Source organism: Pantoea eucalypti (assembly GCF_009646115.1).
GTDB classification, from domain to species: Bacteria; Pseudomonadota; Gammaproteobacteria; order Enterobacterales; family Enterobacteriaceae; genus Pantoea; species Pantoea eucalypti.
Genome location: NZ_CP045720.1, coordinates 2890451 through 2916365, shown reverse-complemented (window position 1 = coordinate 2916365; position 25915 = coordinate 2890451). Strand labels below are relative to the sequence as shown.

Sequence of the window (25915 nt, the reverse complement as noted above, 5' to 3'; positions counted from 1 at the left end):
ACCAAAAGCGCCACCAGTGCCAGCGGTCAGCCCGCTTCAGGCAGCAAAATGTTGCGAATGTTCCAGCGCGCCGCCTATCGCCTGCACCAGCTGACTCAGTGCCTGTGGCGTGATGATGTAGGGCGGCATCAGGTAGATCAGACGACCAAATGGCCGGATCCAGACGCCCTGTTCAACAAAGAACTGCTGCAGCGCCGCCATGTTGACCGCCAGATGCGTTTCCACCACGCCAATTGCGCCCAGCACGCGCACATCAGCCACCTGCGGTGAGTTGCGTAGCGGCAGCAACTCAGCGCGCAGCTGCTGTTCGATGGCGGCCACCTTATGCTGCCAGTCTCCTTCCGCCAGCATGGTCAGGCTTTCTGCCGCGACCGCGCAGGCCAGCGGGTTGCCCATAAAGGTCGGGCCATGCATGAAACAGCCTGCCGCGCTGCGACTGATGGTGTCGGCCACGTCACGGGTGGTCAGCGTCGCCGCCAGCGTCATCATGCCGCCGGTCAGCGCTTTACCGACGCAGAGTATATCCGGCGTGATGTCCGCGTGTTCACAGGCGAAGAGTTTGCCGGTGCGGCCAAAGCCGGTTGCGATCTCATCGGCGATCAGCAGCACGCCATAGCGATCGCAGGCTTCCCGCACCTGCTGCAGATAGCGTGGATGGTAGAAACGCATGCCGCCCGCACCCTGTACTATTGGCTCCAGAATCACCGCCGCCAGCTGCCGGTGATGCTGTTCAATCAGACGGGCGAAATCATCGAAATCGCGCTCGTCCCACTCATCATCAAAGCCGCAGGCGGGAGCCGCCGCAAAGTGATGCTCCGGCAGATAGCCGCGCCACAGGCTGTGCATTGAGTTCTCAGGATCGCACACCGACATCGCGGCAAAGGTATCGCCGTGATAGCCGCGTTTCAGCGTCAGGAACTGCTGGCGGGTTTCGCCCCGACCCAGCCAGTACTGCAGCGCCATCTTCATCGACACTTCCACCGCCACCGAGCCGGAATCGGCCAGGAAAACGCACTCCAGCGGCTCAGGCGTTATCGCCACCAGCTGACGGCAGAGCGCCACCGCCGCCGGGTGGGTAATGCCGCCAAACATCACGTGCGACATCTGTGTGACCTGCTCCGTCAGCGCCCGGTTCAGGCGGGGATGGTTATAGCCGTGGATCGCCGCCCACCATGATGACATCCCATCTACCAGCTCACGGCCATCGGCCAGTTGCAGCTGAAAACCCTGCGCGGTAACAACCGGATAGCAGGGCAGTGGATCCTGCATTGAGGTGTAGGGATGCCAGATATGCTGGCGGTCAAAACGGGCATCATCTGAGGAAAAAACAGGGGTAGTCATCGGAGTTGTAAACCAAAATAAAAAAATATAGTTTACAAGTATACCCCTGCTTTTCGTCGGGATGACACCCTTTTCTGGAGTAAGTAATGGCTCAACGCTGGACAATTGCACAGGCGCAAGCGCTGTTTGATCAACCTTTTCTCGAACTGATGTTTCAGGCGCAACAGGTGCATCGTCAGCACTTCGACCCGCGCCAGGTGCAGGTCAGTACCCTGCTGTCGATTAAAACCGGTGCCTGTCCGGAAGATTGCAAATACTGCCCTCAGAGCGCGCGCTACAAGACCGGCCTGGAGTCGGAGCGTCTGATGGAAGTGGAAGAGGTGCTGACCTCCGCGCGTCAGGCCAAAGCCGCGGGTTCAACCCGTTTCTGCATGGGAGCCGCGTGGAAAAACCCGCACGAGCGCGATATGCCTTACCTGGAAAAGATGGTCGAAGGCGTGAAGGCGATGGGGATGGAAACCTGTATGACGCTGGGCACGCTCAGCGACGACCAGGCGCAGCGCCTGGCGGGCGCGGGCCTCGATTACTACAACCATAACCTCGACACCTCGCCGGAATTCTATGGATCCATTATCACCACCCGCAGCTATCAGGAACGTCTGGATACGCTGGGTAAAGTGCGTGACGCCGGGATCAAAGTCTGTTCGGGCGGCATCGTTGGCCTGGGCGAAACTGTGAACGACCGTGCCGGTTTGCTGGTGCAGTTAGCCAACCTGCCGACACCGCCGGAGAGCGTGCCGATCAACATGCTGGTGAAAGTGAAAGGTACACCGCTGGCGGATAATGATGACGTCGAACCGTTCGATTTTATCCGCACCATCGCGGTGGCGCGGATCATGATGCCGACCTCGCATGTGCGTCTCTCCGCGGGCCGCGAGCAGATGAGCGAGCAGACCCAGGCGATGTGCTTTATGGCCGGGGCGAACTCGATTTTCTACGGCTGCAAACTGCTGACCACACCGAATCCGGAAGAGGATAAAGACCGCGTGCTGTTCCGCAAACTGGGGCTGAACCCGGAACATACTCACACCCAGCATGGCGATCAGCAGCAGGAGCAGCAACTCAGCGAGCAGCTGTTCCATGCCGACACTGAACAGTTTTACAACGCGGCGCTGTAATGAGCTGGCAGCAACGACTCCGGCAGGGGCTGGCGCAGCGCCGTGCGGCTGATGGCTGGCGGCAGCGTCGGGTTATCGATGAGCAATCGACCCGCACACTGCAGAGCGGTGGTCGCAACTATCTTCACTTCTCAAGCAATGACTATCTCGGCTTAACCCGCCATCCGGCGGTGATAGCCGGCTGGCAACAGGGTGCGGCGCTGGCCGGTGCGGGGGCGGGCGCTTCAGGGCATGTCACCGGTTATCACCGTCAGCACGCCGATCTTGAGGCGCAACTGGCCGACTGGCTCGGCTATGACTGTGCGCTGCTGTTCATCTCTGGCTTTGCCGCCAATCAGGCGGTGATTCATCTGCTGGGTGAGAAAAACGATCGTATCCTGGCCGATAAGCTCAGCCATGCCTCGCTGCTCGACGCTGCCAGCCACAGCCCGGCGCAGCTGCGTCGTTTCAGTCACAACGCACCTGAGAGTCTGGCGGCGCGGCTCGCATTACCCTGCGAGGGGGAAACGCTGGTTGTGACCGAGGGCATTTTCAGCATGGATGGTGACAGCGCGCCGCTGGCTGCACTGGCGCAACAGACGCGCCAGGCTGAGGGCTGGCTGCTGGTGGATGATGCGCACGGCATCGGCGTGGTGGGTGAGCAGGGGCGTGGCAGCTGCTGGCAGCAGGGCGTTAAACCGGAACTGCTGGTGGTCACTTTTGGCAAAGCCTTTGGCGTCAGCGGTGCCGCGCTGCTCTGTGATGCGGAGACTGCCGACTATTTCCTGCAGTTCAGCCGGCATCTGATCTACTCCACCGCGATGCCCGCCGCGCAGGCTGTTGCACTGCAGGCGGCGCTGCAGGTCATTCAGCAGGGCGATGCATTGCGCCAGCAGCTGCAGCAGAACATCCGGCATTTCAGGCGCGGCGCAGCCTCACTGCCGTGGCAACTGATGAACTCAGAGAGTGCGATCCAGCCGCTGCTGGTGGGTGAAAATAGCGATGCGATGGCGCTCTCTCAGCGTCTGGCTGAAGCGGGCTGCTGGGTCAGCGCCATCCGGCCGCCCACCGTGCCGCCGGGAACGGCACGGCTGCGCATTACCCTGACGGCGGCACATCGCCCGGACGATATCGATCGGTTACTGGAGGTGCTGCATGACGCTGCGGATTGATAAGCAGGCGGTTGCACGCGCTTTTGGCCGGGCGGCCAGCCATTACGATGCCCATGCGGCGCTGCAACGCCTTAGCGGCGATGCGCTGCTGGCTCTCGCACCGGCTCACAGCGGGGTTCAACTGCTGGATGCCGGATGTGGCACCGGCTGGTACAGCAGGCTGTGGCGCGAACGCGGCAAACAGGTGACGGCACTGGATCTCTCGCCACAGATGCTGCAACAGGCGCGGGATAACGACGCGGCGCACTGCTATCTGGCGGGCGACATCGACGCGCTGCCGCTGGCGGATAACAGCATCGACCTGGTATGGAGCAACCTGGCGGTGCAGTGGAGTGAAGATTTGCCCGGGGCGCTGCGCCAGTTCCGGCGGGTGCTGCGACCCAATGGCACGCTGCTGTTTTCCACGCTGGGCGACGGTTCGCTGCAGGAGGTTCATGAAGCCTGGTCTCATCTGGATGCGTTGCCGCACGCCAACCGCTTTCTTAGCGAGCCGCAGATTGCAGCGGCCTGCCAGGCAGAGCAACTGCGTTGCAGCTCAGAGGAGGTGACGCTGCATTTCCCCGATGCGCTCAGCGCCATGCGATCCCTGAAGGGGATTGGGGCAACCCATCTGCATCAGGGCCGCGACGGGCAGATACTTACCCGGCGACGGCTTAACCAGTTAGAGGCGCACTGGCCGCGCGATCGGCACGGTTATCGCCTGAGTTACCATTTAATTTATGGAGTCACGCTTTCATGAAACGGTTTTTTATTACCGGCACCGACACTGAAGTCGGTAAAACTGTCGCCAGCGGCGCACTGTTGCAGGCCGCTGCCACAGCAGGCTTTCGCTGTGCGGGCTATAAGCCGGTTGCGTCGGGCTGTGAGATGACACCAGAGGGGAACCGCAACAGCGATGCGCTGGCGTTGCAGCGATTCAGCAGTGTGCCGTTAACCTATCAGCAGGTGAATCCGCTGGCGTTTATGGAACCCACCTCGCCGCACATCGTCAGCGCTGAAGAGGGCAGACCGATTACCCATCTGGCCCTGTCAGCCGGTCTGGCGGCGCTGGAGCCACTGGCGGACTGGATTCTGGTGGAGGGCGCGGGCGGCTGGTACACGCCGCTGTCAGAGACACACACCTACGCAGACTGGGTAGTCAGGGAAAAGCTGCCCGTGATTCTGGTGGTGGGAATTAAGCTCGGCTGCATCAACCACGCGATGCTCACCGCAGAGGCGGTGCGGGCGCGTGGCCTGCCGCTGGTGGGATGGATCGCCAACACCGTGGAACCGCCTGGCAAACGCTATCCCGAGTATCTCACCAGCCTGAAAAACCGACTGCCTGCGCCCTGTCTGGGCACAATTCCGTATCTTACCGATGCGGCGCAGCAGGCGTCATGTGGTCACTACCTGACGCTTCCGGCGTAAGCCTCAGGCCACCGTCAGCCACTTATCGACGGTGTGGTCATCCAGCTGTTCCATGCTGCCCTGCGCCACATTGCGACCGCGGTGCAGCAGCAGAAAATAGTCTGCCACGCGACGGATCAGCGACAGTCGCTGTTCAAGGAGCAGGATGGTCAGCCCGTAGTCGAGATTAAGACGACGAATCAGGTTGCCCATCTCCTCTTCCAGCCACGGCGACATCCCGTCAGTCGGCTCATCCAGAATCAGCAATTTGGGCTGCAGCACCAGTGCGCGCGCCAGGGCCAGCTGTTGCTGTTGATCGATCGGCAGATCGCCGCTGCGCTGCTGTCGCAGTGAATAAAGCGCCGGAAACAAATCAAATACCATTTCGGGAATGGCGCGATGGCGATCACGCTGGCTGGCCCCCGCCAGCAGGGCAATCAGCAGGTTATCTTCCACGCTCATCTGCGTAAAAATATGGCGGCCCTGTGGCACATAGCCAATGCCCATCTGTGCCCGCTGTTCAGCGGGCTGCAGCAGCAGATCTTCCGGCGGTGAGCCATCCTCTTTCCAGGAGATAGAGCCGCTGTTAATCGGCAGTCTGCCCATGATGCAGTTGACCAGCGTGGTTTTCCCCATGCCTTGACGACCCAGAACGCCCGTGCAGGTGCCAGGTGCCAGATCCAGATCCACATCCCACAGAATATGGTTCTGACCGTAAAATTGATTGACCGAACGTAGACTCAGCATCTGACACTCTCCTTCCCGATCATTAGCCTGATTGCATCCGCTCTCTGTCGTCTGGCAAACAAGTCATCAGCAACAGCTGTCTCGCTATTGCAGCACAGTGCGCGTGAAGCGCGTTGACGCCAGTCATTCCTGCAATTCTCAGGCCAGATCTAAAAACGGTCCTGATTCCGGCCGGGATGCCATGTTTAAGGGATGAAAGTTGAGAAAAACTTATCAATTCCCCACGGTAGTCACGCCGCTGCACTTTTGCAGTGCCTCGGGGCGCTGTTTCTGGTGCAGACGGTGTGTTAAGAGGCAATAAGTCTGATTAAGAATCTTAGTGGATTGATGAAAATTTGCGTGATACATCAGGTGGACGATGAAAAATGCAGAATATTCCGTCAGCGGCTGACGCGAAATTTAACGCAAAAAAAATTATTTTTCGAGGCGATGAAGGAGCAGGGAAAAATTATACACAGCTGATGGCGGCGGGGCTGCCATCACTTATCCACCATTCCTGTGGATAACCTTGTGCATTAGGTAATGAAAACCAGTTGGAAGCGAGGAAATACGCGGCCTGGTAACATTATGACGAGAATCTGGCCTTGTGGCCTAAAGTAAATTAAATCAGTAGGTTATCAAAAAACAAGCCTGCGAATTATCTGTCAGGTAACCGAACTGTAATTTTGTGACGCTCTATTGACAAATGTTAAATCTGATCCGGGTCTGGGGATAACATTGCGCAACAGACTTTGTGCTATCGCTACGACGTCGCCGGTTCAAAAAGTCTCATTGTGCTGACGTTAACAATGCATCATTACTGTTTTTATATCCAGTATTATTTTCTGGCAAAATCACCATAGCAGAGTAAAATAAGTGCCTGCCCGCCGACTTCTCCAGCAGGAACTGCATTCATGACCAAAGCCTTTAAATTGAATTCCGCTTTCAAACCTTCGGGCGATCAGCCTGAGGCGATCCGTCGCCTGGAAGAGGGGCTGGAGGATGGACTGGCCCATCAGACCTTACTAGGCGTAACCGGCTCCGGTAAAACCTTTACCGTCGCCAACGTCATTGCCGACCTCAACCGCCCGACGATGGTGCTGGCACCGAACAAGACGCTGGCCGCCCAGCTCTACGGCGAGATGAAAGAGTTTTTCCCGGATAACGCCGTCGAGTTTTTCGTCTCTTACTACGATTATTACCAGCCTGAAGCCTATGTACCGAGCTCGGACACTTTTATTGAAAAAGATGCATCGGTTAACGAACACATTGAGCAGATGCGTCTCTCGGCCACCAAGGCGCTGCTGGAGCGGCGCGATGTTATCGTGGTGGCGTCGGTTTCGGCGATCTATGGTCTGGGCGATCCCGATCTCTATCTGAAAATGATGCTGCACCTGACCCGCGGCATGATTATCGATCAGCGTAGCATCCTGCGCCGCCTGTCAGAATTGCAATACACACGTAACGACCAGGCGTTCCAGCGCGGCACCTTCCGCGTGCGTGGCGAAGTGATCGATATCTTCCCGGCAGAGTCGGACGATATTGCGCTGCGCGTTGAACTGTTTGATGAAGAGGTGGAGCGTCTGTCGCTGTTTGACCCGCTGACCGGTCAGATCGATTCGGTCGTGCCGCGTTTTACCATTTACCCAAAGACGCACTATGTCACGCCACGCGAGCGCATTCTGCAGGCAATGGAAGATATCAAAGTCGAGCTGGCGGACCGCCGCCGGGTGCTGCTTGAGAATAATAAGTTGCTGGAAGAGCAGCGCATTACCCAGCGTACCCAGTTTGACCTGGAGATGATGAGCGAACTGGGCTACTGCTCTGGCATCGAGAACTACTCGCGCTATCTTTCCGCACGCGGACCGGGCGAAGCCCCGCCGACACTGTTTGATTATCTGCCGGCGGATGGCCTGCTGGTGGTGGATGAGTCACACGTCACCATTCCGCAGATTGGCGGCATGTACAAAGGTGACCGGGCGCGTAAAGAGACGCTGGTTGAGTATGGCTTCCGCCTGCCGTCGGCGCTGGATAACCGTCCGATGAAGTTTGAAGAGTTTGAAGCACTGGCGCCGCAGACCATCTATGTTTCTGCCACGCCGGGCAAATATGAGCTGGAAAAATCGGGCGACGAAGTGGTCGATCAGGTGGTACGTCCTACCGGCCTGCTGGACCCCATCATTGAAGTGCGCCCGGTCGGGACTCAGGTCGACGATTTGCTGTCAGAAATCCGTCAGCGCGTGGCAATCAATGAACGTGTGCTGGTCACGGTGCTGACCAAACGCATGGCTGAAGATCTCACCGAGTATCTGACGGAGCATGGCGAGAAGGTGCGTTATCTGCACTCCGATATCGACACTGTGGAGCGTATGGAGATTATTCGCGACTTACGTCTGGGGGAGTTTGATGTGCTGGTGGGCATCAACTTACTGCGTGAGGGGCTGGATATGCCGGAAGTCTCTCTGGTCGCGATTCTGGATGCGGATAAAGAGGGCTTCCTGCGTTCTGAACGATCGCTGATTCAGACCATTGGTCGTGCGGCGCGTAACATCAACGGTAAGGCGATTCTTTACGGCGATAAAATTACGCCGTCGATGGCACGCGCCATTGAAGAGACCGAGCGTCGCCGTGAGAAGCAGCAACTGCACAACGAGCAAAACGGCATTGTGCCGCAGGGGCTGAACAAGAAAATCACCGATATTCTGGAACTGGGTAACAACATAGTGAAAACCCGCGGCAAAGCGAAACCGGCACGTCCTGGCGAAGCCCAGGCACTGGCCGATTTCAAGCTGCTAACGCCGCAGGCTCTGCAGAAAAAGATTCACGAGCTGGAAGGGCAGATGCAGCAGCACGCGCAGAACCTGGAGTTCGAAAAGGCTGCAAATGTGCGTGATCAGCTGCATGAGCTGCGAACGCTGTTTATTGCGGCCTCGTAGCGCCGTCAAAGCCCTGAATGGCGTGTTCCAGCGCCACCCGTAATAGCTGGCGGTCGTGACGATATTTGATGTCGGCGGCCTCCAGCGGTTCCCGGACAATCAAACGGTTTTCAATGCCCTCTGTTGCCACTGACGGGCCGACCACCACCGCATCAATGACTCGCTTGCCAATGTAACGCTCCATCATCTGAAGCTTATCAGCCACAGACAGACTGGCGGCAGCGGGACTGAGCTCACGGCCCAGATTGCCGATAAACACCATGGTGGCGGGCGTGCGACGCAATGCCTGCGCCATCTCTTCCATCAGCAGAATCGGCATCAGGCTGGTGTAAAAACTGCCTGGACCAATCAGGATCAGATCCGCGTCACCTATCGCCTGCAATGCTTCCCGCGTGGGCTGGACATTAGGATGCAGCATCAATTCCTGTGGCGGCTGTTTCATCTCGTCAATGGCGGTTTCACCGTAAACCATATTGCCTTCGGCATCCATCGCCACCAGATCCACCGGCTGTTCTGACATCGGGATTAAAAAGGCATCCACTTTCAGCAGGTTGCGGATGATATTAATCGCTTCAAGCGGGCGTACACTCAAATGATCCAGCGCCCGCAGCATAAGGTTACCGAGATTGTGTCCGGCCAGTTCGCCGTTACCGGCAAAGCGATACTCAAACATCGCTGAGGCGACGCTGGGTTCCGCAATCAGCTGGTTAAGGCAGTTACGCATGTCGCCCCAGGCGATCCCGCCTTCGGAGCGGCGAATACGGCCGGTTGATCCGCCGTTGTCGGTGGTGGTGACGATACCGGTGAGACGCGAGCCCAGCGGGGAAAGGGCAGACATCACGCGGCCTAAACCGTGTCCGCCTCCCAGTGCCACAACGCGATCAAGATCGGCCAGTGTGCGATTCATACTTCTCCTTAAAATCCGTTCGCGTGGCGAGGCTCTAAACGCTAAGCCCGCGCGGATGACATGCGTCAAAATCTGGATCGCATTTTAACGTATCCTGTCGCTAACATGCGGTGAAAATTCGATATGTATAAGAATATATAGCGAAAAGAGCACATGGAAGAGTGGCGAAATACACGCTACCATCATGCTTACCGCGCTGATCAACGGGTCAGCGTACACTCAAGCCTGAATGCCTAAGTCTGCGGATAGGGGGTTCAGGCCGTAGCCATCGAGCTGCCAGGGTGCAGGAAGAAATGACTGCATCTCCCAATCTGGAAAGGTGTTCTGGTGTCACAATTTACTGATGCATACGCGCGTAAGTTCTATTACCTGCGCCTGTCGGTCACGGATGTCTGTAATTTCCGCTGTACCTACTGCCTGCCTGACGGCTACAAACCGCAGGGAATTCGTAACAAAAGCTTTCTCTCTCTGGATGAAATCCGCCGTGTCACGCGGGCCTTCGCCGCTGCCGGCACCGAAAAAGTGCGGCTGACCGGCGGTGAGCCGTCGCTGCGCCGTGATTTCACCGACATCATTGCGGCGGTCCGTGAAAACGCTTCTATCCGCCAGATCGCGGTGACCACTAACGGCTACCGGCTGGCGCGTGATGTGAAGCAGTGGCGCGATGCGGGTTTAACCGCACTTAACGTCAGCGTCGACAGTCTGGATGCCCGTCAGTTTCACGCTATTACCGGTCAGGATAAATTCCATCAGGTGATGAGCGGCATCGATGCCGCGCTGGACGCCGGTTTTCGCCAGGTCAAAGTCAATAGTGTGCTGATGCGCGATCTCAACAGCCGTAATCTGGCGACGTTCCTCGACTGGATCCGCACCCGCCCGATCCAGCTGCGCTTTATCGAACTGATGGAAACCGGCGACGGCGGCACGCTGTTCCGCGATCAGCACGTTTCCGGCATGGTGATCCGCGATCAACTGATCGCCCAGGGCTGGCAGCGCCGCGAAAGTGGACGCAGTGACGGGCCGGCGCAGGTCTTTTACCATCCCGATTATGTCGGCGAGATTGGCCTGATCATGCCTTACGCCAAAGATTTCTGTGCCAGCTGCAACCGTCTGCGTGTCTCAGCGCACGGTAATCTTCACCTGTGCCTGTTTGGTGACGGCGGCGTACCGCTGCGCGACCTGCTGGCGTCCGATGAGCAGCAGGCCGAACTGCAGGCGCGCATTGCCAGCAGCCTGGGGCAGAAAAAGCAGACCCACTTCCTGCATCAGGGCAACACCGGCATCACACAGAATCTCTCTTACATTGGCGGCTAATTTCAGGAGGAAGTATGGGTAAACCAGCCAGCGAATTTCAGGCATTGCAGATGGCGGTGATGACGGTGTCAGATCGCCGCGATGCCAGCAACGATACCTCCGGCGACTACCTGCGCGAGGCGGCAGCAGAAGCGGGTCATGAGGTGGTTGATCACGCCATCGTGCCGGATAATCTCTATCGCATCCGCGCCACCGTGTCGCGCTGGATCGCCAGTGAAGATGTACAGGTGGTGATTATTAATGGCGGCACCGGCTTTAACCTGAAAAACAGCACCCCGGAAGCCCTGCTGCCACTGTTTGATCGCGAGATTGACGGCTTTGGCGAACTGTTCCGGATGGTCTCCTATGAAGAGATTGGCGGTTCAACATTGCAGTCGCGCGCCGTTGCCGGTCTGGCCAATGGGACGCTGATTCTGGCTGTGCCGGGATCGACAAGCGCCTGCCGTACTGCCTGGGAGCGGATTATTGCTGATCAGCTTGATGCGCGCACCGCGCCCTGTAATTTTGTCTCACATCTGAAGAAACGGTAAGAACGGTAAGTATGTCTCAACTCACACACATTAACGCCGCGGGCGAAGCACACATGGTGGATGTCTCCGCCAAGGCTGAAACCGTGCGCCAAGCGCGGGCAGAAGTGCTGGTGCTGATGCAGCCTGAAACGCTGCAGATGATTATGGAAGGCAGCCACCACAAAGGGGATGTCTTTGCCACGGCGCGCATCGCCGGGATTCAGGCAGCAAAACGCACCTGGGAGCTGATTCCGCTCTGTCATCCGCTGATGCTGAGCAAAGTGGAAGTGAATCTGGAAGCGGAACCGGATCATAATCGGGTTCGCATTACCACGCTCTGTCGCCTCACCGGCAAAACCGGCGTCGAGATGGAAGCGCTGACGGCCGCCTCGGTTGCCGCCCTCACCATCTACGACATGTGCAAAGCGGTGCAGAAAGATATCGTCATCGATCAGTTGCGTTTAATCAGCAAGAGCGGCGGTAAAAGCGGCGATTTCCAGGCGGTCGCGCATGATTAAGGTGCTGTTTTTTGCCCAGGTGCGTGAGCTGACCGGCACGGCATCACTTGAGGTCGGTGCTGATTACCCGGATGTGGCCACGCTGCGCAGTGCGCTGGCCGACCGCAACGATCGCTGGGCGCTGGCGCTGGAGTCAGGCAAACTGCTGGCGGCGGTCAATCAGACGCTGGTGCCGATGACGCATCCGCTGCACGCCGGGGATGAAGTCGCCTTTTTCCCGCCCGTGACCGGAGGCTGAGATGGAAACGCAGATTCGCGTTGGCCCTGCACCCTTTGATATGGCGGAAGCGTATCGCTGGCTGGCGGCCTGTGATGAAGATGGTGCGGTGGTAACCTTTACCGGCAAAGTCCGCAACCACAATCTGGGTGATAACGTGGCGGCGTTGACGCTGGAGCACTATCCCGGCATGACCGAAAAAGCGCTGCAGGAGATTGTAGATGCGGCGCGCGAACGCTGGCCACTGCAACGGGTTACCGTGATTCATCGCGTCGGCGAACTGTTTCCCGGCGATGAAATCGTGCTGGTGGGTGTGACCAGTGCGCATCGCAGCAGCGCCTTTTCTGCCGCAGAGTTCATCATGGATTACCTGAAAACCCGCGCCCCCTTCTGGAAGCGTGAAGCGACTGAGCAGGGCGATCGCTGGGTGGACGCCCGCGACAGCGATCACCAGGCAGCTCAGCGCTGGGACTAAGGCGGCGTTAATGGCTCAGCGGGCCAGACCCTTTTCGCCCGCTGAGTCTCCTCTGTGTATCCACACGCCACTGCCAGAAAACACGCTTATCACGTCGCTTAAGGCTGCTTTAGCTGCTCCGCCGGGCCAAAGCCGGTCTGGCCGTGGCTGTGTTCACCACCGCCAGTGGTGCGCTTCAGCTGAATAACCTGACCCTTTTCCCAGGCATTGGCGCCCGGTGCCGCCGGATGCGCTACGATATCCGCTCGTTCGGCACGGATCTGTTTACTGTCGACGTCAAAGCGGCGATCGCGATCCGCCAGCAGTCGCGAATCCATCTGACCATCCTGTGTAAAGCCCATCATCAAGGCCGGAATGCCAATTGGCAGCGTTTTATCACGATCCGTGTGCCAGGTGTGCCAGGTCTTTCCGTAGGTGTTCGCGATGCGTGTCATCAGGGCATGGTCGGCGGCGGCGGGTAAGCCCGGCGCAATCAGCGTGCCCGATTTCACCTCATACTGATGGCTGTGCCACAGTTTCTTCTCTTCCGGCGGCAGGGTCTTAAACAGCCGTTCGCTGATAATGTACTCCACGCCCATCAGCCGTGCGTCGCGCGTATTGCCGTCGTAAATCACCGCCTGCATCACATCGTCGTTCAGCACGGTGACATAGTGGTGCGCCTCCATCTGACCGTTCCTGTCGCCGTTATAAAAATGGAAGCCATCGAGATAGGTGTTAATGGCGTCGATAGGCGGACGTGACTGCATCACGCTGGCACCCGTCTCCAGCACCTTAAGCGAGGAGGAGGTGGGCGCGCCCGGTGACTGCACCTGGGCAGGCGTATTATTGGCGCCGCAGCCGGTTAATAACAGGCTGAAGGCCGCAACAGGCCAGAGTTTAAACATCGTAAGTTCCTTTAACGTTAAAAAAGGTAACCTTAGTTCAGTTCTCGCCTGCCTGCGAAACGCTGGCAATGGTAGAGTAGGGCTTTCGTTCATTCTGAGGACAGGCATGTCATCCACCCCGATTCTGCAACGTCTGACACTGGTCGCCGCACTGGTGCTGGCGGGTTGTAGCAGCAAGAAAACCCCTGAGGCGCCCGTGCGGCAGCCCGAAGATGTCAAAGCGCAGATCCAGCGACTGCTGCCGTCGCACGTCAGTAATAAAGCCGCATGGAGCGACGACATCTACACCACCTTCCGCACGCAGCAGATCGATCCCAGCGCCAGTAATCTCTGCGCAGTCATCGCCGTAGCGGATCAGGAGAGCAACTTCAGCGCGGAGGCCGCCGTACCGGGCCTGCCAAAAATTGCCTGGGGCGAGATCAACCGCCGTGCGGCGCAGGTGCATGTGCCGGCCTTCCTGGTGCGCACCGCACTGCTGATCAAGTCGCCGACCGGGGAAAGTTACGCGGCCCGTCTGGACAAGGTGCGCAGTGAAAAAGATCTCAGCGCTATCTTTGATGACCTGATCGACATGGTGCCGATGGGCCAGACGCTGTTCGGTAATCTCAACCCAATCCACACCGGCGGGCCGATGCAGGTCAGCATTGCGTTTGCCGAAGCACACGCCAAAGGCTACCCGTGGCCGATCGATGGCACCATCCGCCGCGAAGTCTTTACCCGTCACGGCGGAATCTACTTCGGCACTATGCATCTGCTCGGCTACCCGGCTGACTACAGTCAGCCGCTCTACCGCTTTGCCGATTACAATGCGGGCTGGTACGCCAGTCGCAATGCGGCGTTCCAGGCGGCAGTGTCAAAAGCCACCGGCATGAAGCTGGCGCTGGATGGCGATCTGATTCTTTATGGATCGGATGCGGCAGGGGGGACTGAACTCGCGGTGCGCACACTGTCGAAGCAGATCGACATGAGCAACAGCGATATTCGCCGCGATCTGGAGAAAGGGGAAAAAGCGTCGTTCAGCGACAGTGAACTCTGGAAACAGGTCTTTACCCTGGCGGACAAAATGGCGGGTCGCAAACTCCCGCGTGAAATGCTGCCGGGCATCAAGCTGGAAAGCCCGAAAATCACCCGTAATCTGACCACGGCGTGGTTTGCGCAGCGCGTTGACAGCCGCTATCAGCAGTGCCTGTCGCGCCGTTAAGCGGCATGTTGTGGCGCAGTTGAGCTGAGCTGTGCCACACTTAGCCTCTGGCATGTCTCCCGGTTGGGAGCGCATCTGTTCATCCGTCTAACAAGAGGTGCATCATGGACCGATATCCACGCAATGATTCCATCGTTCAACCCGCATCTCGCGGTTTACAAGCCTATATGGCGCAGGTCTATGGCTGGATGACCTGTGGTCTGTTACTGACCGCATTTGTCTCCTGGTTTGCGGCGCGTACGCCCGCGGTGATGGAGCTGGTGTTTGCCAATCGCATTACCTTCTTCGGGCTGATTATCGCGCAGCTGGCGCTGGTGTTCTTCCTGTCAGGCATGGTGCATCGTCTGAGCGGAGCCGTAGCCACCGGGCTGTTTATGCTCTATTCGGCGCTGACCGGCATTACCATGGCGAGTATTTTCCTGGTCTACACCTACTCCTCCATCGCCAGCACCTTCTTTGTCACGGCAGGGATGTTTGGTGCGATGAGCTTCTACGGCTATACCACCAAACGCGATCTGAGCCGTTTTGGCAGCCTGCTGTTTATGGGGCTGATTGGCATTGTGCTGGCGTCGCTGGTGAACTTCTGGCTCAAAAGCCCGGCGCTGATGTGGGCGATTACCTATATCGGCGTGGTGCTCTTTGTGGGATTAACGGCTTATGACACGCAGAAGCTGAAAAACATCGGTGAGCAGATTGATGCCCGCGACACGGAAAACCTGCGTCGCTATTCGATCATGGGCGCGCTAACGCTCTATCTCGACTTCATTAACCTGTTCCTGATGCTGCTGCGGATCCTCGGTAACCGCCGCTGATTTTCAGTGTAAAAGGGAGAGGCGCGAAGGTTGCGCCTCCCCTTTTTTATGACGATTTCTGTAACTTCTGCTCGTTCTTCTGACGCAGATGCTTCGCCCGACTCTCCAGTACCAGATAGAGCACCAGCGCTAACAGCAGCGGCAGGATAAAGTAGAGCACGCGATAGGCCAGCAGCGCCGCAATGATGGTGCCATGCGAAGCGTGCTGACCGCTGAGCAGCGCCAGGAAAACCGCTTCCAGAACGCCAATACCCGCCGGAATGTGAATGATTACCCCGGCAATACTGCTGATCAGCAGGACGCCCAGCACCATCGGATAGCCCACGTCGCGTCCCAGCAGCAGCCAGATAATCGCGCCCATCACCATCCAGTTGGCACAGGAAACCGCAAACTGCAGCAGCGCCATGCGCAGTGAAGGCAGCTGCAGCGTCTGGCCTTTAATCGTCCAGCGACGCTGTTTTGAGAAGGCGCAGGCCCAGAGGTAAATCGCCACCAGCACCAGCAAAACCCCGCCAATCAGCCGCAGTGTGGTCTCGCCGATAAACCAGCCGCTGGGGATCGAGACCATGCCCGCACTGAACACCACGCCCGCCAGCAGAATATAGCCCAGCCAGTTAGTCGCGATACTCAGTGAGAAGATGCGGGTAATGGTGCCGCTGTCGAGGCCCAGCCGGGAATAGAGCCGGTAGCGCATGGCGACACCGCCCACCCAGGTACTCAGCGTCAGGTTAAAGGCGTAACAGATAAACGACACCAGCATCACCTGACGCTTCGCCAGTTTGTGGCCGCAGTAGGCGCGGCCAATCAGGTCATAGCAGCCATACACCAGGTAACTCAGCACCACCAGTCCGGCGGCGGTCAGCACCACAAAACGGTTGTAATTAACGATGACGTTATAAACATCTTCCCAGTTCACTTTGCGGGCATAAACCACCAGCAAAACCACCACCGCGATGAAAAACAGTACGGTGAGGATTTTTTTCGCCAGTTGCCAGCGTGGATGTTTTTTTGCCATCAGGATTTTGCTCCCGGATTATCAGCTTCAACGCGATCCTGCGTTTCCATTTCAGGTTGTACCGGCGGACTCACCTGAGCCAGCAAGGGCGTATGCGCCGGAAGCCAGCCCGCGATGGCCGGGAAATGGCGCAGGAAGTGAAACACCACCACGCTTTTACTCAGTTGCCACCAGTTTCGCGGTGGCAGGTGCTCCTCCTGCACGCGCTTGCAATCGTTGGCCAGCAGCGCTTCGAGGTTGTCACGCAGCGTCTGATTAAAGGGATGATCGTGAATGATCAGGTTGGCTTCCAGGTTTAAAGAGAGGCTGAGCGGATCGAGATTGCTGGAGCCGACGGTGGCCCAGTGATCGTCTTTTACAGCAATCTTGCCGTGCAGCGGACGACGAATATATTCATACACTTCGACGCCGCCATCGACCAGATAGTTATAGAGCAGCTCCGCACCCACTTTTACTATCGGCATATCTGGCTCGCCCTGAACGATCAGGCGTACCCGGACGCCACGCTGTGCGGCATTACGCATCTCACGCAGCAGCCGGTAGCCAGGAAAGAAGTAGGCGTTGGCAATAATGACATCCCGCTTCGCCTCGCGCAGCATCTCAAGATAATGCACTTCGATGTCGTCGCGATGCTCGTCGTTATCGCGATAGACATAGAGCACCTGGGCATCGCCAGGTGTAGCGTTCACTGCCGGACGATGAGAACGCGAGCCCCACCAGCGGCGGGTAGGCTGCTCGCTGCCAATCGCCTGTTGCAGATAGCGGGCAATATCGGCCACAACCGGGCCTTTGACCTGCACTGAGTAATCCTGTTTCGCCTCCGGGCCATAATCGGTGTTGTGCTCAGCCGAGAAGTTGATGCCGCCCACAAAGGCGACGACATCATCCACCACCACGGTTTTGCGGTGCAGACGGCGAAATACGTTGGTGCGCATCCCCATCACCAGCGGACGGGGATCGTAATAGATGAAACGTACGCCCGCGCTGGTCAGGCTGTTCACAAATTTATCTGAGAGTTCAGCGGAGCCATAACCATCGACCATCACTTCAACCCGCACGCCGCGCTGCGCCGCAGCCAGCAATTCACGGTGCAGAGCGTTGCCTACCTCATCCTCAAACAGAATAAAGGTTTCGATTAATACCGTGCGTTCTGCCCGCTGAATCGCGCCAAAGACGCGCGGGAAAAACGCTTCGCCATTTTCCAGCAACAGCAGCCGGTTGCCTTCCTGCCAGCTAAAATTCATAGGTGGATCTCCACGGCCAGCGGTGCATGGTCCGACAGATGTGACCAGGGTTTACGTGGCAGCGCCCACGGATGACTGACCGTGGCGTTGCGCACATAGATGCGGTCAAGTCGCAGGATCGGGAAGCGTGCCGGAAAGGTCCGCGCCGGGCGTCCGGTTTTCATGCTGAATACCTCTTTCAAACCCGCACCCTGTTTTAAAATTGAGTTAGCGCGTCGCTGCCAGTCGTTGAAATCACCCGCCACGACGACCGGTGCGTCGCGCGGCAGCGAGTTAACCATTTCACATATTTTCTTCATCTGCGCGTGACGATGCGCCTCTTTCAGACCCAGATGTACGCAGATGACATGCAGCGTGCCGTGCGGTTCAGGCAGGGCAATCTGGCAATGCAGCATGCCGCGATTTTCACTGCCTGCCACCGAGATATCCCGGTTTTCATATTCGGTGATCGGGAAGCGTGACAGCACCGCATTGCCATGATGTCCCTCCGGATAGACCGCATTTCGCCCATAGGCGAAATCGTTCCATATGGTGTCGGCCAGAAACTCATAATGCGGAGAATCGGGCCACGCCTCATGATTAAGGGCATGAATAGCATGCGTGCCCATTACCTCCTGGAGAAAGACCACATCCGCCTCTGTTGCGCGAACGGCGTCGCGTAATTCGGGCAGGATGAATCGGCGATTAAACGGGGCGAAACCCTTGTGTGTATTGATCGTCAGGACTTTTATTGAAAATCCTTGCGTGTTTTGTGGCATACTCGCGACGCACTCCTTTTCATCATCATCAGAATCAAAGTGTAGTCTTTGTCACAAATGGGTGGTGAAAGAGGGCAATAATTAGGGCGTTATCCGAAAATTGTTTTACATTGAGGAAATCGTTTCCGGCTTCTGCCGGTAGCACTTGGGCGACCTGTTGGGTCTGCCAGGAGAACTGAATGAAATGGTCTAATCGTATTCAAATCATCACGGGTCAAACGTTATTGCATATTGCTATGCATTTACTGGTGATCGCTGCGCTGATCTGGGGCTGGAAGCACAAGGCTCTGGTTGATGTCTGCAGTACGCTGGTGGCGATGTATGCACTGGTTTTTGTTGCCATGCTGGTAACACAGCGCATCCCACGTTTACGTACTCTCGGCGATTATCTTGAAGAAGCGACCACCACTTACTACTTTGGCGCTGCCATGATGACACTGTTCCTGGTGTCGCGAATTTACCACAACAATCTGCTGCTGGCCTGTCTCGGCGTAGTGATGTTGCTGGGTCCGGCGCTGGTCTCGCTGCTGGCGAAAGAGCCGCCGCGGCGAATCGAAAACAAACGTAGTTAAGTTGAAGGCCACCGGAAGGTGGCCTTCCTGTTTTCAGGCGGTTAAGTTGTGTCAGTAAATGTGAGCTATCTCGCACACTGTCTATAAAGCTGATACACTCGCTCGCTTACGCATCGTAGTTTGTGCCCTTTTCACGCGTCAGCCCCAGCTGGCGTCATTATCCCTCTGAAAACTACACCGTGAATCACGGCCAGAGCGGACCGGAGTAAATCACGTAATGTCTTTTGACTCTCTCGGCCTGAGTGCCGATATTTTGCGCGCGGTCGCCGAACAAGGCTACAGCGAACCTACACCTATCCAGCGCCAGGCAATTCCTGTGGTGCTGGCTGGCCGCGATCTGCTGGCGAGTGCCCAGACCGGCACCGGCAAAACGGCCGGCTTTACTTTACCGCTGTTACAGAAACTCTCTGCCACTGCCACGCCAATCCGCGGTCGTCGCCCGGTGCGCGCCCTGATCCTGACCCCAACCCGTGAACTCGCGGCGCAGGTCGGTGAAAACGTCAGCGACTACAGCAAGTATCTTTCGCTGCGTTCGATGGTGGTGTTTGGTGGTGTCAGCATCAATCCCCAGATGGTCAAGCTGCGTGGCGGCGTTGATATTCTGGTCGCAACACCAGGCCGCCTGCTGGATCTGGCGCAACAGAATGCCGTTGACCTGTCACAGGTCGAAGTTCTGGTGCTGGATGAAGCGGACCGCATGCTGGATATGGGCTTTATCCATGATATCCGTCGTGTGCTGGCGCGCCTGCCGGCGAAACGTCAGAACCTGCTGTTCTCTGCCACCTTCTCTGATGAGATTAAAGGTCTGGCTGAGAAACTGCTGACCAATCCGGAAATGATTGAAGTGGCTCGCCGCAATACCGCCTCTGAGCAGGTTGCGCAGCAGGTGGCTTTCGTTGATAAGAAGCGCAAGCGTGAACTGTTGTCGCAGCTGATTGGCGAAGGTAACTGGCAGCAGGTGCTGGTCTTCACCCGTACCAAACACGGTGCGAACCACCTTGCCGAGCAACTGGGCAAAGATGGCATCAGCGCTGCAGCCATTCATGGCAACAAGAGCCAGGGTGCACGTACCCGTGCGCTGGCCGACTTTAAGTCAGGCGGTATTCGCGTGCTGGTTGCGACCGATATCGCGGCCCGTGGCCTGGATATTGAAGAGCTGCCACACGTCGTGAACTACGAGCTGCCTAACGTCGCCGAAGATTATGTTCACCGTATTGGCCGTACAGGTCGTGCAGCCGCGACCGGTGTCGCACTGTCGCTGGTCTGCGTCGATGAGCATAAACTGCTGCGTGATATTGAGCGTCTGCTGAAGCGTGAAATCCCGCGTCTGGCCGTTGAAGGTTATGAACCCGATCCGAGCATCAAAGCGGAGCCGATCATTAATGGTCGTCAGCAGCAGTCTCGCGGCGGTGCAGGTGGCGGCGGCCGGGGTCGTGGTCAGGGCGGACAGGGTGCAGGCGCATCGCGTTCATCTTCATCCGGCGACAAGCGTCCTCAGGCGCGTCGTCAGAGCCAGGCCGCGCCTCAGGGCGATAAGCCCGCGTCGCGTCCACGTCGTCCGGCAGCCGCGAAGCGTACCGGTAACGTCTGAGTATGAGGGTTTTACTGGCGCCGATGGAGGGCGTGCTGGATTCACTGGTGCGCCAGCTGTTATCGGAAGTGAACGACTACGATCTCTGCATCACTGAGTTTTTGCGCGTGGTCGATCAACTGCTGCCGGTAAAATCTTTCTACCGTCTCTGCCCCGAACTGCATAACGCCAGCCGCACGCCTTCAGGCACGCGGGTGCGTATGCAGCTGCTGGGGCAGCATCCCGAATGGTTAGCCGAGAACGCCGCACGCGCGGTGGAGCTGGGTTCCTGGGGTGTTGATCTCAACTGTGGTTGTCCCTCTAAACTGGTCAACGGCAGCGGAGGCGGCGCGACCCTTCTTAAAGATCCCGATCTGATTTATCGCGGCGCGAAAGCGATGCGTGAAGCCGTCCCTGCGGATTTACCGGTAACGGTAAAAGTGCGGCTCGGCTGGGATTCCAGTGCCCGCAGTCTGGAGATTGCCGATGCGGTTCAGCAGGCGGGAGCCAGCGAGCTGACGGTGCATGGGCGGACCAAAGAAGAAGGCTATCGCGCAGAGGCGATCAACTGGCAGGCAATTGGCGAGATTCGTCAGCGGCTGCGCATTCCGGTGATTGCCAACGGCGAGATCTGGGACTGGCAAAGCGCGCAAAATTGTATGGCAGTGACGGGCTGCAGTGCGGTAATGATTGGCCGTGGTGCACTGAACATCCCCAACCTGAGCCGGGTGGTGAAATACAACGAACCACCGATGGCCTGGACGGATGTGGTGCGGTTACTGCAGAAGTACAGCCGGCTGGAGAAGCAGGGCGATACCGGCCTCTATCACGTGGCGCGTATCAAACAGTGGCTGGGTTATCTGCGCAAAGCCTATGGCGAAGCCGATGGCTTATTCAGTGAAATCCGCGCGTTAAAAAACTCGGGCGATATTGCGCAGGCAATCGATCGTCACGCGATTGTTCATGGTTTGTGATAAAAAACCAGGCGACCCCTTCGCGACCTGACGGTATAGTGGGCAAAATTTCCTATACCACTAGCCTGCTATGTCTGACACCGCTGTACTGAGCAACAGCCAGCTCAACAAACGAATCCTCTCCGTTATTATCTTCACTTTCTTCTGTTATCTCTCCGTCGGACTGCCGCTGGCCGTACTGCCGGGCTTTGTCAAAAATCATCTTGGCTTCAGCTCCTTTATTGCCGGACTGATTATCAGCATTCAATATTTTGCGACGCTGCTCAGTCGTCCGCAGTCGGGCCGTCTGGCCGATCGGCTGGGGCCAAAACGGGTGGTGATGCTGGGACTGCTCTGCTGCGGCATGAGCGGGGTGCTGACTATCGTGGCCGCAATGCTGAGCAGCTGGCCGTGGCTGAGTCTGGCGCTGCTGGCTATCGGGCGACTGTTTCTCGGGGTAGGCGAAAGCTTCAGCAGCACGGGCTCTACGCTGTGGGGCATGAATATCGTCGGGCCGTTGCAGACCGCGCGCGTCATCTCCTGGAACGGTGTCGCCACGTATCTGGCGATGGCTGTGGGTGCACCGCTGGGCGTGCTGCTCAACAATCAATTTGGCATGAGTGGATTTGCCGGACTGATTGCGCTGATGGGCGTCGCCGGTTATCTGATGGCCAGCCGCAAACCGTCGGTCACCGTCAGCGTCGGCGAGCGCATTCCGTTTCACCGCGTCTTCTCCCGCGTCTGGCTTTATGGTCTGGCGCTGGGCTTCGGCACGATCGGTTTTGGCGTCATCGCGACCTTTATTACCCTCTATTTTGCCAGTCGTGACTGGCAGGGCGCAGCCTATGCGCTAACGCTGTTCAGCCTGGGTTTTGTGCTGGTGCGGCTGGGGTTTGGTCGCTTTATTACCCGCTTTGGTGGATTGCGTGTGTCGCTATTCTCTTTTCTGCTGGAGTGTCTGGGACTGCTGATTATCTGGCAGGCGGATAGCGCCTGGCTGGTGGGCGTGGGCGCATTCCTGACCGGCAGCGGTTTTTCGCTGGTCTTTCCGGCGCTGGGTGTTGAGGCGGTAAAAAGGGTTGAGCGTCAGGATCAGGGCTCGGCGCTGGGAACCTATTCCGCTTTCCTCGATCTTGGGCTGGGTTTAACCGGCCCGGTGGCGGGACTGTTTATCGGACACTGGGGAATGCAGTCGGTTTATCTGGCTGCTGCGATGATGGTGCTGGGCGCATTACTGATTACGCTGCGACTCTATGGGCAACAACGGCTCAGCGCCTGATTATGGTCAGCATTGGCTCACCCCCTGACTGGTGGTGAGCCAGAGATGCATCAGAAATGGGTAAACAGCCAGTAGAGCAGGGCGGAAAGCAGAATAGAAACCGGCAGTGTTAATATCCAGGCGACAGCCAGATTACGCAGGGTTGAAAACTGCAGACCTGAGCGGTTGGCCGCCATGGTGCCTGCCACGCCAGACGACAGCACATGTGTAGTCGACACCGGCAGGCCAAAGCCATCCGCTGCGCCTATCGTCATCATCGCCACCAGTTCGGCGCTGGCACCCTGCGCATAGCTCAGGTGCGTTTTACCTATCCTTTCTCCCACTGTCACCACAATTCTGCGCCAGCCCACCATCGTGCCCAGACCCAGCGCAATCGCCACCACCACTTTCACCCACATCGGGATAAAGCGGGTGGCGCTGTCGAGTTCCGCTTTCACCGCCTTAAGGTTGCGTTCCGTCTCCTGCGGCATTGCAACTTTCGTGTTTTGCAGATGCTTAATCGACTCTGAGGCCAGATACATCTGGTTGCGGGTGTTGGTCACCGCCTGAGCAGGAATATTGTCCATGGAGCCGTAACGGCGAATTTGATCGCCTACCTCGTTCAGCGTCCTCGCCAGCGCCGGCAACACATCGGCATTCATCTGGTTACTGCCGACAAAGCCGGTCAGCACGTCGCGGGCCGCCGGCGGGTTCGCCGTCGCCGGTTGCAGCTGCAACAGCTGATGCGCGGTCACTTCAGTCAGCGCGGCTACGCGTGGGATCTGATCGGCAGGCAGCGATCGGTTGAGGGCGTAGGCGATCGGCATGGTACCGACCAGGATCAGCATAATCAGCCCCATCCCTTTCTGCCCATCGTTGGAGCCGTGCGCAAATGAGACGCCGGTACAGGTCAGGATTAGCAGGCCACGAATCCAGACCGGTGGCGGTTGATCGCTTTTTGGCGCCTGATAAAGCTGCCGATTGCGGATAAAGATCTTCATTACCCAGAGCAACAGCCCGGCGCAGACAAAGCCGACCACCGGTGACAGTAGCAGAGCGTAGCCCACCTTCAGCGCCTGATCCCAGTCTACGCCGCTCACACCGCTGCGCCCGTGCAGCATGGCGTTGGCAACCCCGACGCCAATAATCGAGCCAATCAGGGTATGCGACGACGACGACGGCAGGCCGAAATACCAGGTGCCGAGATTCCAGATAATGGCGGAGAAAAGCAACGCATAGACCATGGCGAAGCCGTTGCCGCTGCTGGCCTGCAGGATCAGCTCGACCGGCAGCAGCGAGATAATGCCAAATGCAACCACGCCGCTGGAGAGCAGCACGCCCATAAAGTTACAGAAACCGGACCAGACCACCGCGACGCCGGGCGTGAGCGAGTGTGTGTAAATCACTGTAGCAACTGCATTGGCGGTATCGTGGAAACCGTTGACGAACTCAAAGCCGAGCGCAATCAGCAACGCCAGTCCCAGCAGAAAGAACGGCAGATAGCTGGTGACCGGCATATTGGTCTGTTCGACGTCATTGACCAGGTTGAGTCCGGCGAAGGCCAGTCCGGCGACCAGCAGAATAAAAAATAGCGGCTTGCTGAAGCGACTGCCCTTGCCGTTGAAATCGGGCCGTCCCTGGGCTGATGAGGAGGAGAGACTGTTTTCGCTCATGGTGTACCTCATATGGCTGATGCCGGATGCTGATATGCATCGGGTTAACGGAGTGTGATACGCGCTTTATATGACAGATTAATGATGGTCACGTGGGGAAGGAGAGGAGAAATATTCGTCAATTTGCCTTTATGCAGGCAATAAAAAAGCCAGCGACAGGCGCTGGCTTCTGAGGGCAGAGTGACAGTTACGAGCTGGTATTTGCCGCTGCTGCTGGCGCTGCAGGTGTTACCGGCGCAGCAGGTGCAGCAGGTGCAGCTGGCTCAGTGGCTGGCTGCTGTGGCTGAGTAGCATCGCTGCTTGCACCCTGTGGCGTTACCGGCGTCATTGGCTCTTCCTGAGGAACAGCCTGTGAATTTTCGGGTACCGGAACAGGCGCAGTCTGGACATTGTTTTCCACACCATTCACTTTTACTGGCATACCGGTACGGCTCTGAATCGCGGCATTAACCTGATCCTGATTCACGCTGGCATCAACCACAATTTTGCTCACGGCCTGAGTCAGGGTAATCGGCACCAGCTCACGTGAGTTGAACTGCTCTTCAGTGGTCGACAGTGGGTTATGCACTTCCACATAACGTGAACCGTCCGGCTCTACCGTCGCTTTCACGGGCTGATCAACGAACTGTACGCGTGTGCCAACCGGCACATTCTGATACAGCCATTTGATATCGTCAGCACGCAGACGCACACAGCCATGGCTCACGCGCAGGCCGATGCCGAAGTTGGCGTTGGTGCCGTGAATCGCATAAAGACGACCAATGTAAAGCGCGTAAAGGCCCATTGGGTTATCCGGGCCTGCCGGGAACACCGCTGGCAGCGTTTCGCCGCGAGCCGCGTAGTCCGCATGCATACCTTTGGTTGGCGTCCAGGTCGGGCCATCTTTCTTACGTTCTACCGCGGTAGTCCAACTGATCGGCGTATCTTTACCCAGTTCACCGATACCAATTGGCAGAACCACGACGGTTTTGCTGCCCTTCGGGTAGTAGTAAAGACGCATCTCCGCGCTGTTAATCACAATGCCTTCACGCGGTGCGTCAGGCAGGATCAGCTGCTGTGGGATGATCATTTTGCTGCCAGCCTTTGGCAGATAAACGTCAACGCCCGGATTGGCTTCCAGCATATTGCTGAGGCCCATCTGGTACTGTGCCGCAAAAGCTTCCAGCGGCAGTTTGCTGTCTTCAGGAACAGTAATTTCGATATTTTCCCCGATCAGACGGCTGTTGGCCGGCGGCAACGGGTAAACCACAGCAAAGGCTGACTGGCTGAACGCCGCCAGAGCCAGTGCGATTGAAGCGAAAGCGCGAATGATTTTCATATTTTACAATTCTTTATCGCCATATTTCAGGCTGTTCAGTGTGTCGAATTCATGCTGGC

The 25915-nt window shown here is 57.5% G+C and carries 25 protein-coding genes and 1 riboswitch; of the genes, 16 read left to right on the top strand and 9 right to left on the bottom strand.

Going from position 1 to position 25915, the window contains the following annotated elements:
• Positions 1-36 precede the first annotated feature (36 nt).
• Positions 37-1341, bottom strand: coding sequence for an adenosylmethionine--8-amino-7-oxononanoate transaminase (bioA, locus tag EE896_RS13595; RefSeq protein WP_140915814.1), 1305 nt, complete (start codon positions 1339-1341; stop codon positions 37-39).
• An 86-nt stretch (positions 1342-1427) separates the two neighbouring features.
• Between bioA and bioB the strand changes: the two genes are divergently transcribed.
• The 4 genes from bioB to bioD are packed head-to-tail and all read left to right on the top strand — an operon-like array spanning position 1428 to position 5017.
• On the top strand, positions 1428-2459 hold the full coding sequence (gene bioB, locus EE896_RS13590; protein ID WP_003851866.1) for a biotin synthase BioB: 1032 nt from the start codon (positions 1428-1430) through the stop codon (positions 2457-2459).
• Positions 2459-3610 carry an 8-amino-7-oxononanoate synthase gene (gene bioF / locus EE896_RS13585; protein ID WP_140915815.1) on the top strand — a complete coding sequence of 384 codons (1152 nt, stop codon included), beginning with the start codon at positions 2459-2461 and terminating at the stop codon, positions 3608-3610. The genes bioB and bioF overlap by 1 nt, the downstream gene beginning before the upstream one ends.
• Complete coding sequence (bioC, locus tag EE896_RS13580) at positions 3594-4349, top strand: malonyl-ACP O-methyltransferase BioC (protein ID WP_003851863.1); 756 nt, start codon at positions 3594-3596, stop codon at positions 4347-4349. Before bioF ends, bioC begins: the two co-directional genes overlap by 17 nt.
• On the top strand, positions 4346-5017 hold the full coding sequence (gene bioD / locus EE896_RS13575; protein WP_140915816.1) for a dethiobiotin synthase: 672 nt from the start codon (positions 4346-4348) through the stop codon (positions 5015-5017). Before bioC ends, bioD begins: the two co-directional genes overlap by 4 nt.
• A gap of 3 nt (positions 5018-5020) precedes the next feature.
• Here the strand turns inward: bioD and EE896_RS13570 are convergent, their stop codons facing one another.
• Positions 5021-5743: an ABC transporter ATP-binding protein gene (locus tag EE896_RS13570; RefSeq protein WP_003851859.1), complete on the bottom strand. Its 723-nt coding sequence runs from the start codon at positions 5741-5743 to the stop codon at positions 5021-5023.
• Positions 5744-6636: 893 nt separating this feature from the next.
• On the opposite strand from EE896_RS13570, the gene uvrB reads away from it, so the two are divergent.
• Positions 6637-8658, top strand: coding sequence for an excinuclease ABC subunit UvrB (uvrB, locus tag EE896_RS13565; RefSeq protein WP_140915817.1), 2022 nt, complete (start codon positions 6637-6639; stop codon positions 8656-8658).
• Here the strand turns inward: uvrB and EE896_RS13560 are convergent.
• Entirely contained in the window at positions 8642-9565 is a 924-nt protein-coding gene (locus tag EE896_RS13560; RefSeq protein WP_003851850.1) for a gluconeogenesis factor YvcK family protein, read from the bottom strand. The two genes, uvrB and EE896_RS13560, sit on opposite strands and share 17 nt — an antisense overlap.
• 204 nt (positions 9566-9769) lie before the next feature.
• Positions 9770-9903, top strand: a riboswitch (molybdenum cofactor riboswitch).
• On the opposite strand from EE896_RS13560, the gene moaA reads away from it, so the two are divergent.
• The 5 genes from moaA (at position 9893) to moaE (ending at position 12598) form a co-directional block, all read left to right on the top strand.
• Complete coding sequence (gene moaA, locus EE896_RS13555) at positions 9893-10879, top strand: GTP 3',8-cyclase MoaA (RefSeq protein WP_003851849.1); 987 nt, start codon at positions 9893-9895, stop codon at positions 10877-10879. (Overlaps the previous riboswitch by 11 nt.)
• A 14-nt stretch (positions 10880-10893) precedes the next feature.
• Positions 10894-11409 (top strand): molybdenum cofactor biosynthesis protein B, encoded by a 516-nt coding sequence (gene moaB / locus EE896_RS13550; RefSeq protein WP_008925052.1) that lies wholly within the window; start codon positions 10894-10896, stop codon positions 11407-11409.
• Between the two features lie 11 nt (positions 11410-11420).
• Entirely contained in the window at positions 11421-11906 is a 486-nt protein-coding gene (gene moaC / locus EE896_RS13545; protein WP_140915818.1) for a cyclic pyranopterin monophosphate synthase MoaC, read from the top strand.
• Positions 11899-12144 (top strand): molybdopterin synthase sulfur carrier subunit, encoded by a 246-nt coding sequence (gene moaD, locus EE896_RS13540; protein ID WP_003851844.1) that lies wholly within the window; start codon positions 11899-11901, stop codon positions 12142-12144. The genes moaC and moaD overlap by 8 nt, the downstream gene beginning before the upstream one ends.
• Before the next feature lies 1 nt (position 12145).
• Positions 12146-12598 carry a molybdopterin synthase catalytic subunit MoaE gene (moaE, locus tag EE896_RS13535; protein ID WP_105099386.1) on the top strand — a complete coding sequence of 151 codons (453 nt, stop codon included), beginning with the start codon at positions 12146-12148 and terminating at the stop codon, positions 12596-12598.
• Between the two features lie 98 nt (positions 12599-12696).
• On the opposite strand, the gene EE896_RS13530 is transcribed toward moaE, so the two are convergent.
• Positions 12697-13482 (bottom strand): OBAP family protein, encoded by a 786-nt coding sequence (locus EE896_RS13530; protein WP_039659220.1) that lies wholly within the window; start codon positions 13480-13482, stop codon positions 12697-12699.
• A 106-nt stretch (positions 13483-13588) separates the two neighbouring features.
• Between EE896_RS13530 and EE896_RS13525 the strand changes: the two genes are divergently transcribed.
• Together EE896_RS13525 and EE896_RS13520 are read left to right on the top strand one after the other, a co-directional pair.
• The gene (locus tag EE896_RS13525) at positions 13589-14683 is read left to right on the top strand and encodes a DUF1615 domain-containing protein (protein WP_140915819.1); all 1095 of its coding nucleotides are present in this window, start codon (positions 13589-13591) and stop codon (positions 14681-14683) included.
• A gap of 104 nt (positions 14684-14787) precedes the next feature.
• On the top strand, positions 14788-15495 hold the full coding sequence (locus EE896_RS13520; protein WP_095707523.1) for a Bax inhibitor-1/YccA family protein: 708 nt from the start codon (positions 14788-14790) through the stop codon (positions 15493-15495).
• 46 nt (positions 15496-15541) lie between these two features.
• Here EE896_RS13520 and EE896_RS13515 read toward each other — a convergent pair whose 3' ends face one another.
• Genes EE896_RS13515 through EE896_RS13505 form a run of 3 tightly spaced genes read right to left on the bottom strand, consistent with a single transcriptional unit; the run spans position 15542 to position 18512 of the window.
• A complete protein-coding gene (locus tag EE896_RS13515) occupies positions 15542-16510 on the bottom strand; it encodes a lysylphosphatidylglycerol synthase domain-containing protein (RefSeq protein WP_140915820.1) in 969 nt (322 codons plus the stop codon).
• Positions 16510-17754, bottom strand: coding sequence for a cardiolipin synthase ClsB (clsB, locus tag EE896_RS13510; protein WP_003851832.1), 1245 nt, complete (start codon positions 17752-17754; stop codon positions 16510-16512). The genes EE896_RS13515 and clsB overlap by 1 nt, the downstream gene beginning before the upstream one ends.
• A complete protein-coding gene (locus tag EE896_RS13505) occupies positions 17751-18512 on the bottom strand; it encodes an endonuclease/exonuclease/phosphatase family protein (protein WP_039659225.1) in 762 nt (253 codons plus the stop codon). Before EE896_RS13505 ends, clsB begins: the two co-directional genes overlap by 4 nt.
• 179 nt (positions 18513-18691) lie before the next feature.
• Here EE896_RS13505 and EE896_RS13500 point away from each other — a divergent pair, with 179 nt between their 5' ends.
• From EE896_RS13500 to EE896_RS13485, 4 genes are all read left to right on the top strand, one after another.
• Positions 18692-19084, top strand: coding sequence for a YbhQ family protein (locus EE896_RS13500; protein WP_003851829.1), 393 nt, complete (start codon positions 18692-18694; stop codon positions 19082-19084).
• Between the two features lie 217 nt (positions 19085-19301).
• Positions 19302-20675, top strand: a complete 1374-nt coding sequence (rhlE, locus tag EE896_RS13495; protein WP_003851827.1) for an ATP-dependent RNA helicase RhlE — start codon at positions 19302-19304, stop codon at positions 20673-20675.
• Between the two features lie 2 nt (positions 20676-20677).
• The gene (gene dusC / locus EE896_RS13490) at positions 20678-21628 is read left to right on the top strand and encodes a tRNA dihydrouridine(16) synthase DusC (protein WP_140915821.1); all 951 of its coding nucleotides are present in this window, start codon (positions 20678-20680) and stop codon (positions 21626-21628) included.
• Between the two features lie 70 nt (positions 21629-21698).
• Positions 21699-22886, top strand: a complete 1188-nt coding sequence (locus EE896_RS13485; RefSeq protein WP_008925062.1) for an MFS transporter — start codon at positions 21699-21701, stop codon at positions 22884-22886.
• Positions 22887-22936: 50 nt separating this feature from the next.
• Here the strand turns inward: EE896_RS13485 and EE896_RS13480 are convergent, their stop codons facing one another.
• A complete protein-coding gene (locus EE896_RS13480; protein ID WP_003851818.1) occupies positions 22937-24538 on the bottom strand; it encodes an inorganic phosphate transporter in 1602 nt (533 codons plus the stop codon).
• 187 nt (positions 24539-24725) lie between these two features.
• Positions 24726-25856 carry a L,D-transpeptidase family protein gene (locus EE896_RS13475; protein ID WP_140915822.1) on the bottom strand — a complete coding sequence of 377 codons (1131 nt, stop codon included), beginning with the start codon at positions 25854-25856 and terminating at the stop codon, positions 24726-24728.
• Positions 25857-25915 lie beyond the last annotated feature (59 nt).

What these genes read in the sequence shown, in the direction of transcription:
- bioA (WP_140915814.1), bottom strand. Translation starts at nt 1,341, where the DNA reads ATGACTACCCCTGTTTTTTCCTCAGATGATGCCCGTTTTGACCGCCAG.
- bioB (WP_003851866.1), top strand. Translation starts at nt 1,428, where the DNA reads ATGGCTCAACGCTGGACAATTGCACAGGCGCAAGCGCTGTTTGATCAA.
- bioF (WP_140915815.1), top strand. Translation starts at nt 2,459, where the DNA reads ATGAGCTGGCAGCAACGACTCCGGCAGGGGCTGGCGCAGCGCCGTGCG.
- bioC (WP_003851863.1), top strand. Translation starts at nt 3,594, where the DNA reads ATGACGCTGCGGATTGATAAGCAGGCGGTTGCACGCGCTTTTGGCCGG.
- bioD (WP_140915816.1), top strand. Translation starts at nt 4,346, where the DNA reads ATGAAACGGTTTTTTATTACCGGCACCGACACTGAAGTCGGTAAAACT.
- EE896_RS13570 (WP_003851859.1), bottom strand. Translation starts at nt 5,743, where the DNA reads ATGCTGAGTCTACGTTCGGTCAATCAATTTTACGGTCAGAACCATATT.
- uvrB (WP_140915817.1), top strand. Translation starts at nt 6,637, where the DNA reads ATGACCAAAGCCTTTAAATTGAATTCCGCTTTCAAACCTTCGGGCGAT.
- EE896_RS13560 (WP_003851850.1), bottom strand. Translation starts at nt 9,565, where the DNA reads ATGAATCGCACACTGGCCGATCTTGATCGCGTTGTGGCACTGGGAGGC.
- moaB (WP_008925052.1), top strand. Translation starts at nt 10,894, where the DNA reads ATGGGTAAACCAGCCAGCGAATTTCAGGCATTGCAGATGGCGGTGATG.
- moaC (WP_140915818.1), top strand. Translation starts at nt 11,421, where the DNA reads ATGTCTCAACTCACACACATTAACGCCGCGGGCGAAGCACACATGGTG.
- moaD (WP_003851844.1), top strand. Translation starts at nt 11,899, where the DNA reads ATGATTAAGGTGCTGTTTTTTGCCCAGGTGCGTGAGCTGACCGGCACG.
- moaE (WP_105099386.1), top strand. Translation starts at nt 12,146, where the DNA reads ATGGAAACGCAGATTCGCGTTGGCCCTGCACCCTTTGATATGGCGGAA.
- EE896_RS13530 (WP_039659220.1), bottom strand. Translation starts at nt 13,482, where the DNA reads ATGTTTAAACTCTGGCCTGTTGCGGCCTTCAGCCTGTTATTAACCGGC.
- EE896_RS13525 (WP_140915819.1), top strand. Translation starts at nt 13,589, where the DNA reads ATGTCATCCACCCCGATTCTGCAACGTCTGACACTGGTCGCCGCACTG.
- EE896_RS13520 (WP_095707523.1), top strand. Translation starts at nt 14,788, where the DNA reads ATGGACCGATATCCACGCAATGATTCCATCGTTCAACCCGCATCTCGC.
- EE896_RS13515 (WP_140915820.1), bottom strand. Translation starts at nt 16,510, where the DNA reads ATGGCAAAAAAACATCCACGCTGGCAACTGGCGAAAAAAATCCTCACC.
- clsB (WP_003851832.1), bottom strand. Translation starts at nt 17,754, where the DNA reads ATGAATTTTAGCTGGCAGGAAGGCAACCGGCTGCTGTTGCTGGAAAAT.
- EE896_RS13505 (WP_039659225.1), bottom strand. Translation starts at nt 18,512, where the DNA reads ATGCCACAAAACACGCAAGGATTTTCAATAAAAGTCCTGACGATCAAT.
- EE896_RS13500 (WP_003851829.1), top strand. Translation starts at nt 18,692, where the DNA reads ATGAAATGGTCTAATCGTATTCAAATCATCACGGGTCAAACGTTATTG.
- rhlE (WP_003851827.1), top strand. Translation starts at nt 19,302, where the DNA reads ATGTCTTTTGACTCTCTCGGCCTGAGTGCCGATATTTTGCGCGCGGTC.
- dusC (WP_140915821.1), top strand. Translation starts at nt 20,678, where the DNA reads ATGAGGGTTTTACTGGCGCCGATGGAGGGCGTGCTGGATTCACTGGTG.
- EE896_RS13485 (WP_008925062.1), top strand. Translation starts at nt 21,699, where the DNA reads ATGTCTGACACCGCTGTACTGAGCAACAGCCAGCTCAACAAACGAATC.
- EE896_RS13480 (WP_003851818.1), bottom strand. Translation starts at nt 24,538, where the DNA reads ATGAGCGAAAACAGTCTCTCCTCCTCATCAGCCCAGGGACGGCCCGAT.
- EE896_RS13475 (WP_140915822.1), bottom strand. Translation starts at nt 25,856, where the DNA reads ATGAAAATCATTCGCGCTTTCGCTTCAATCGCACTGGCTCTGGCGGCG.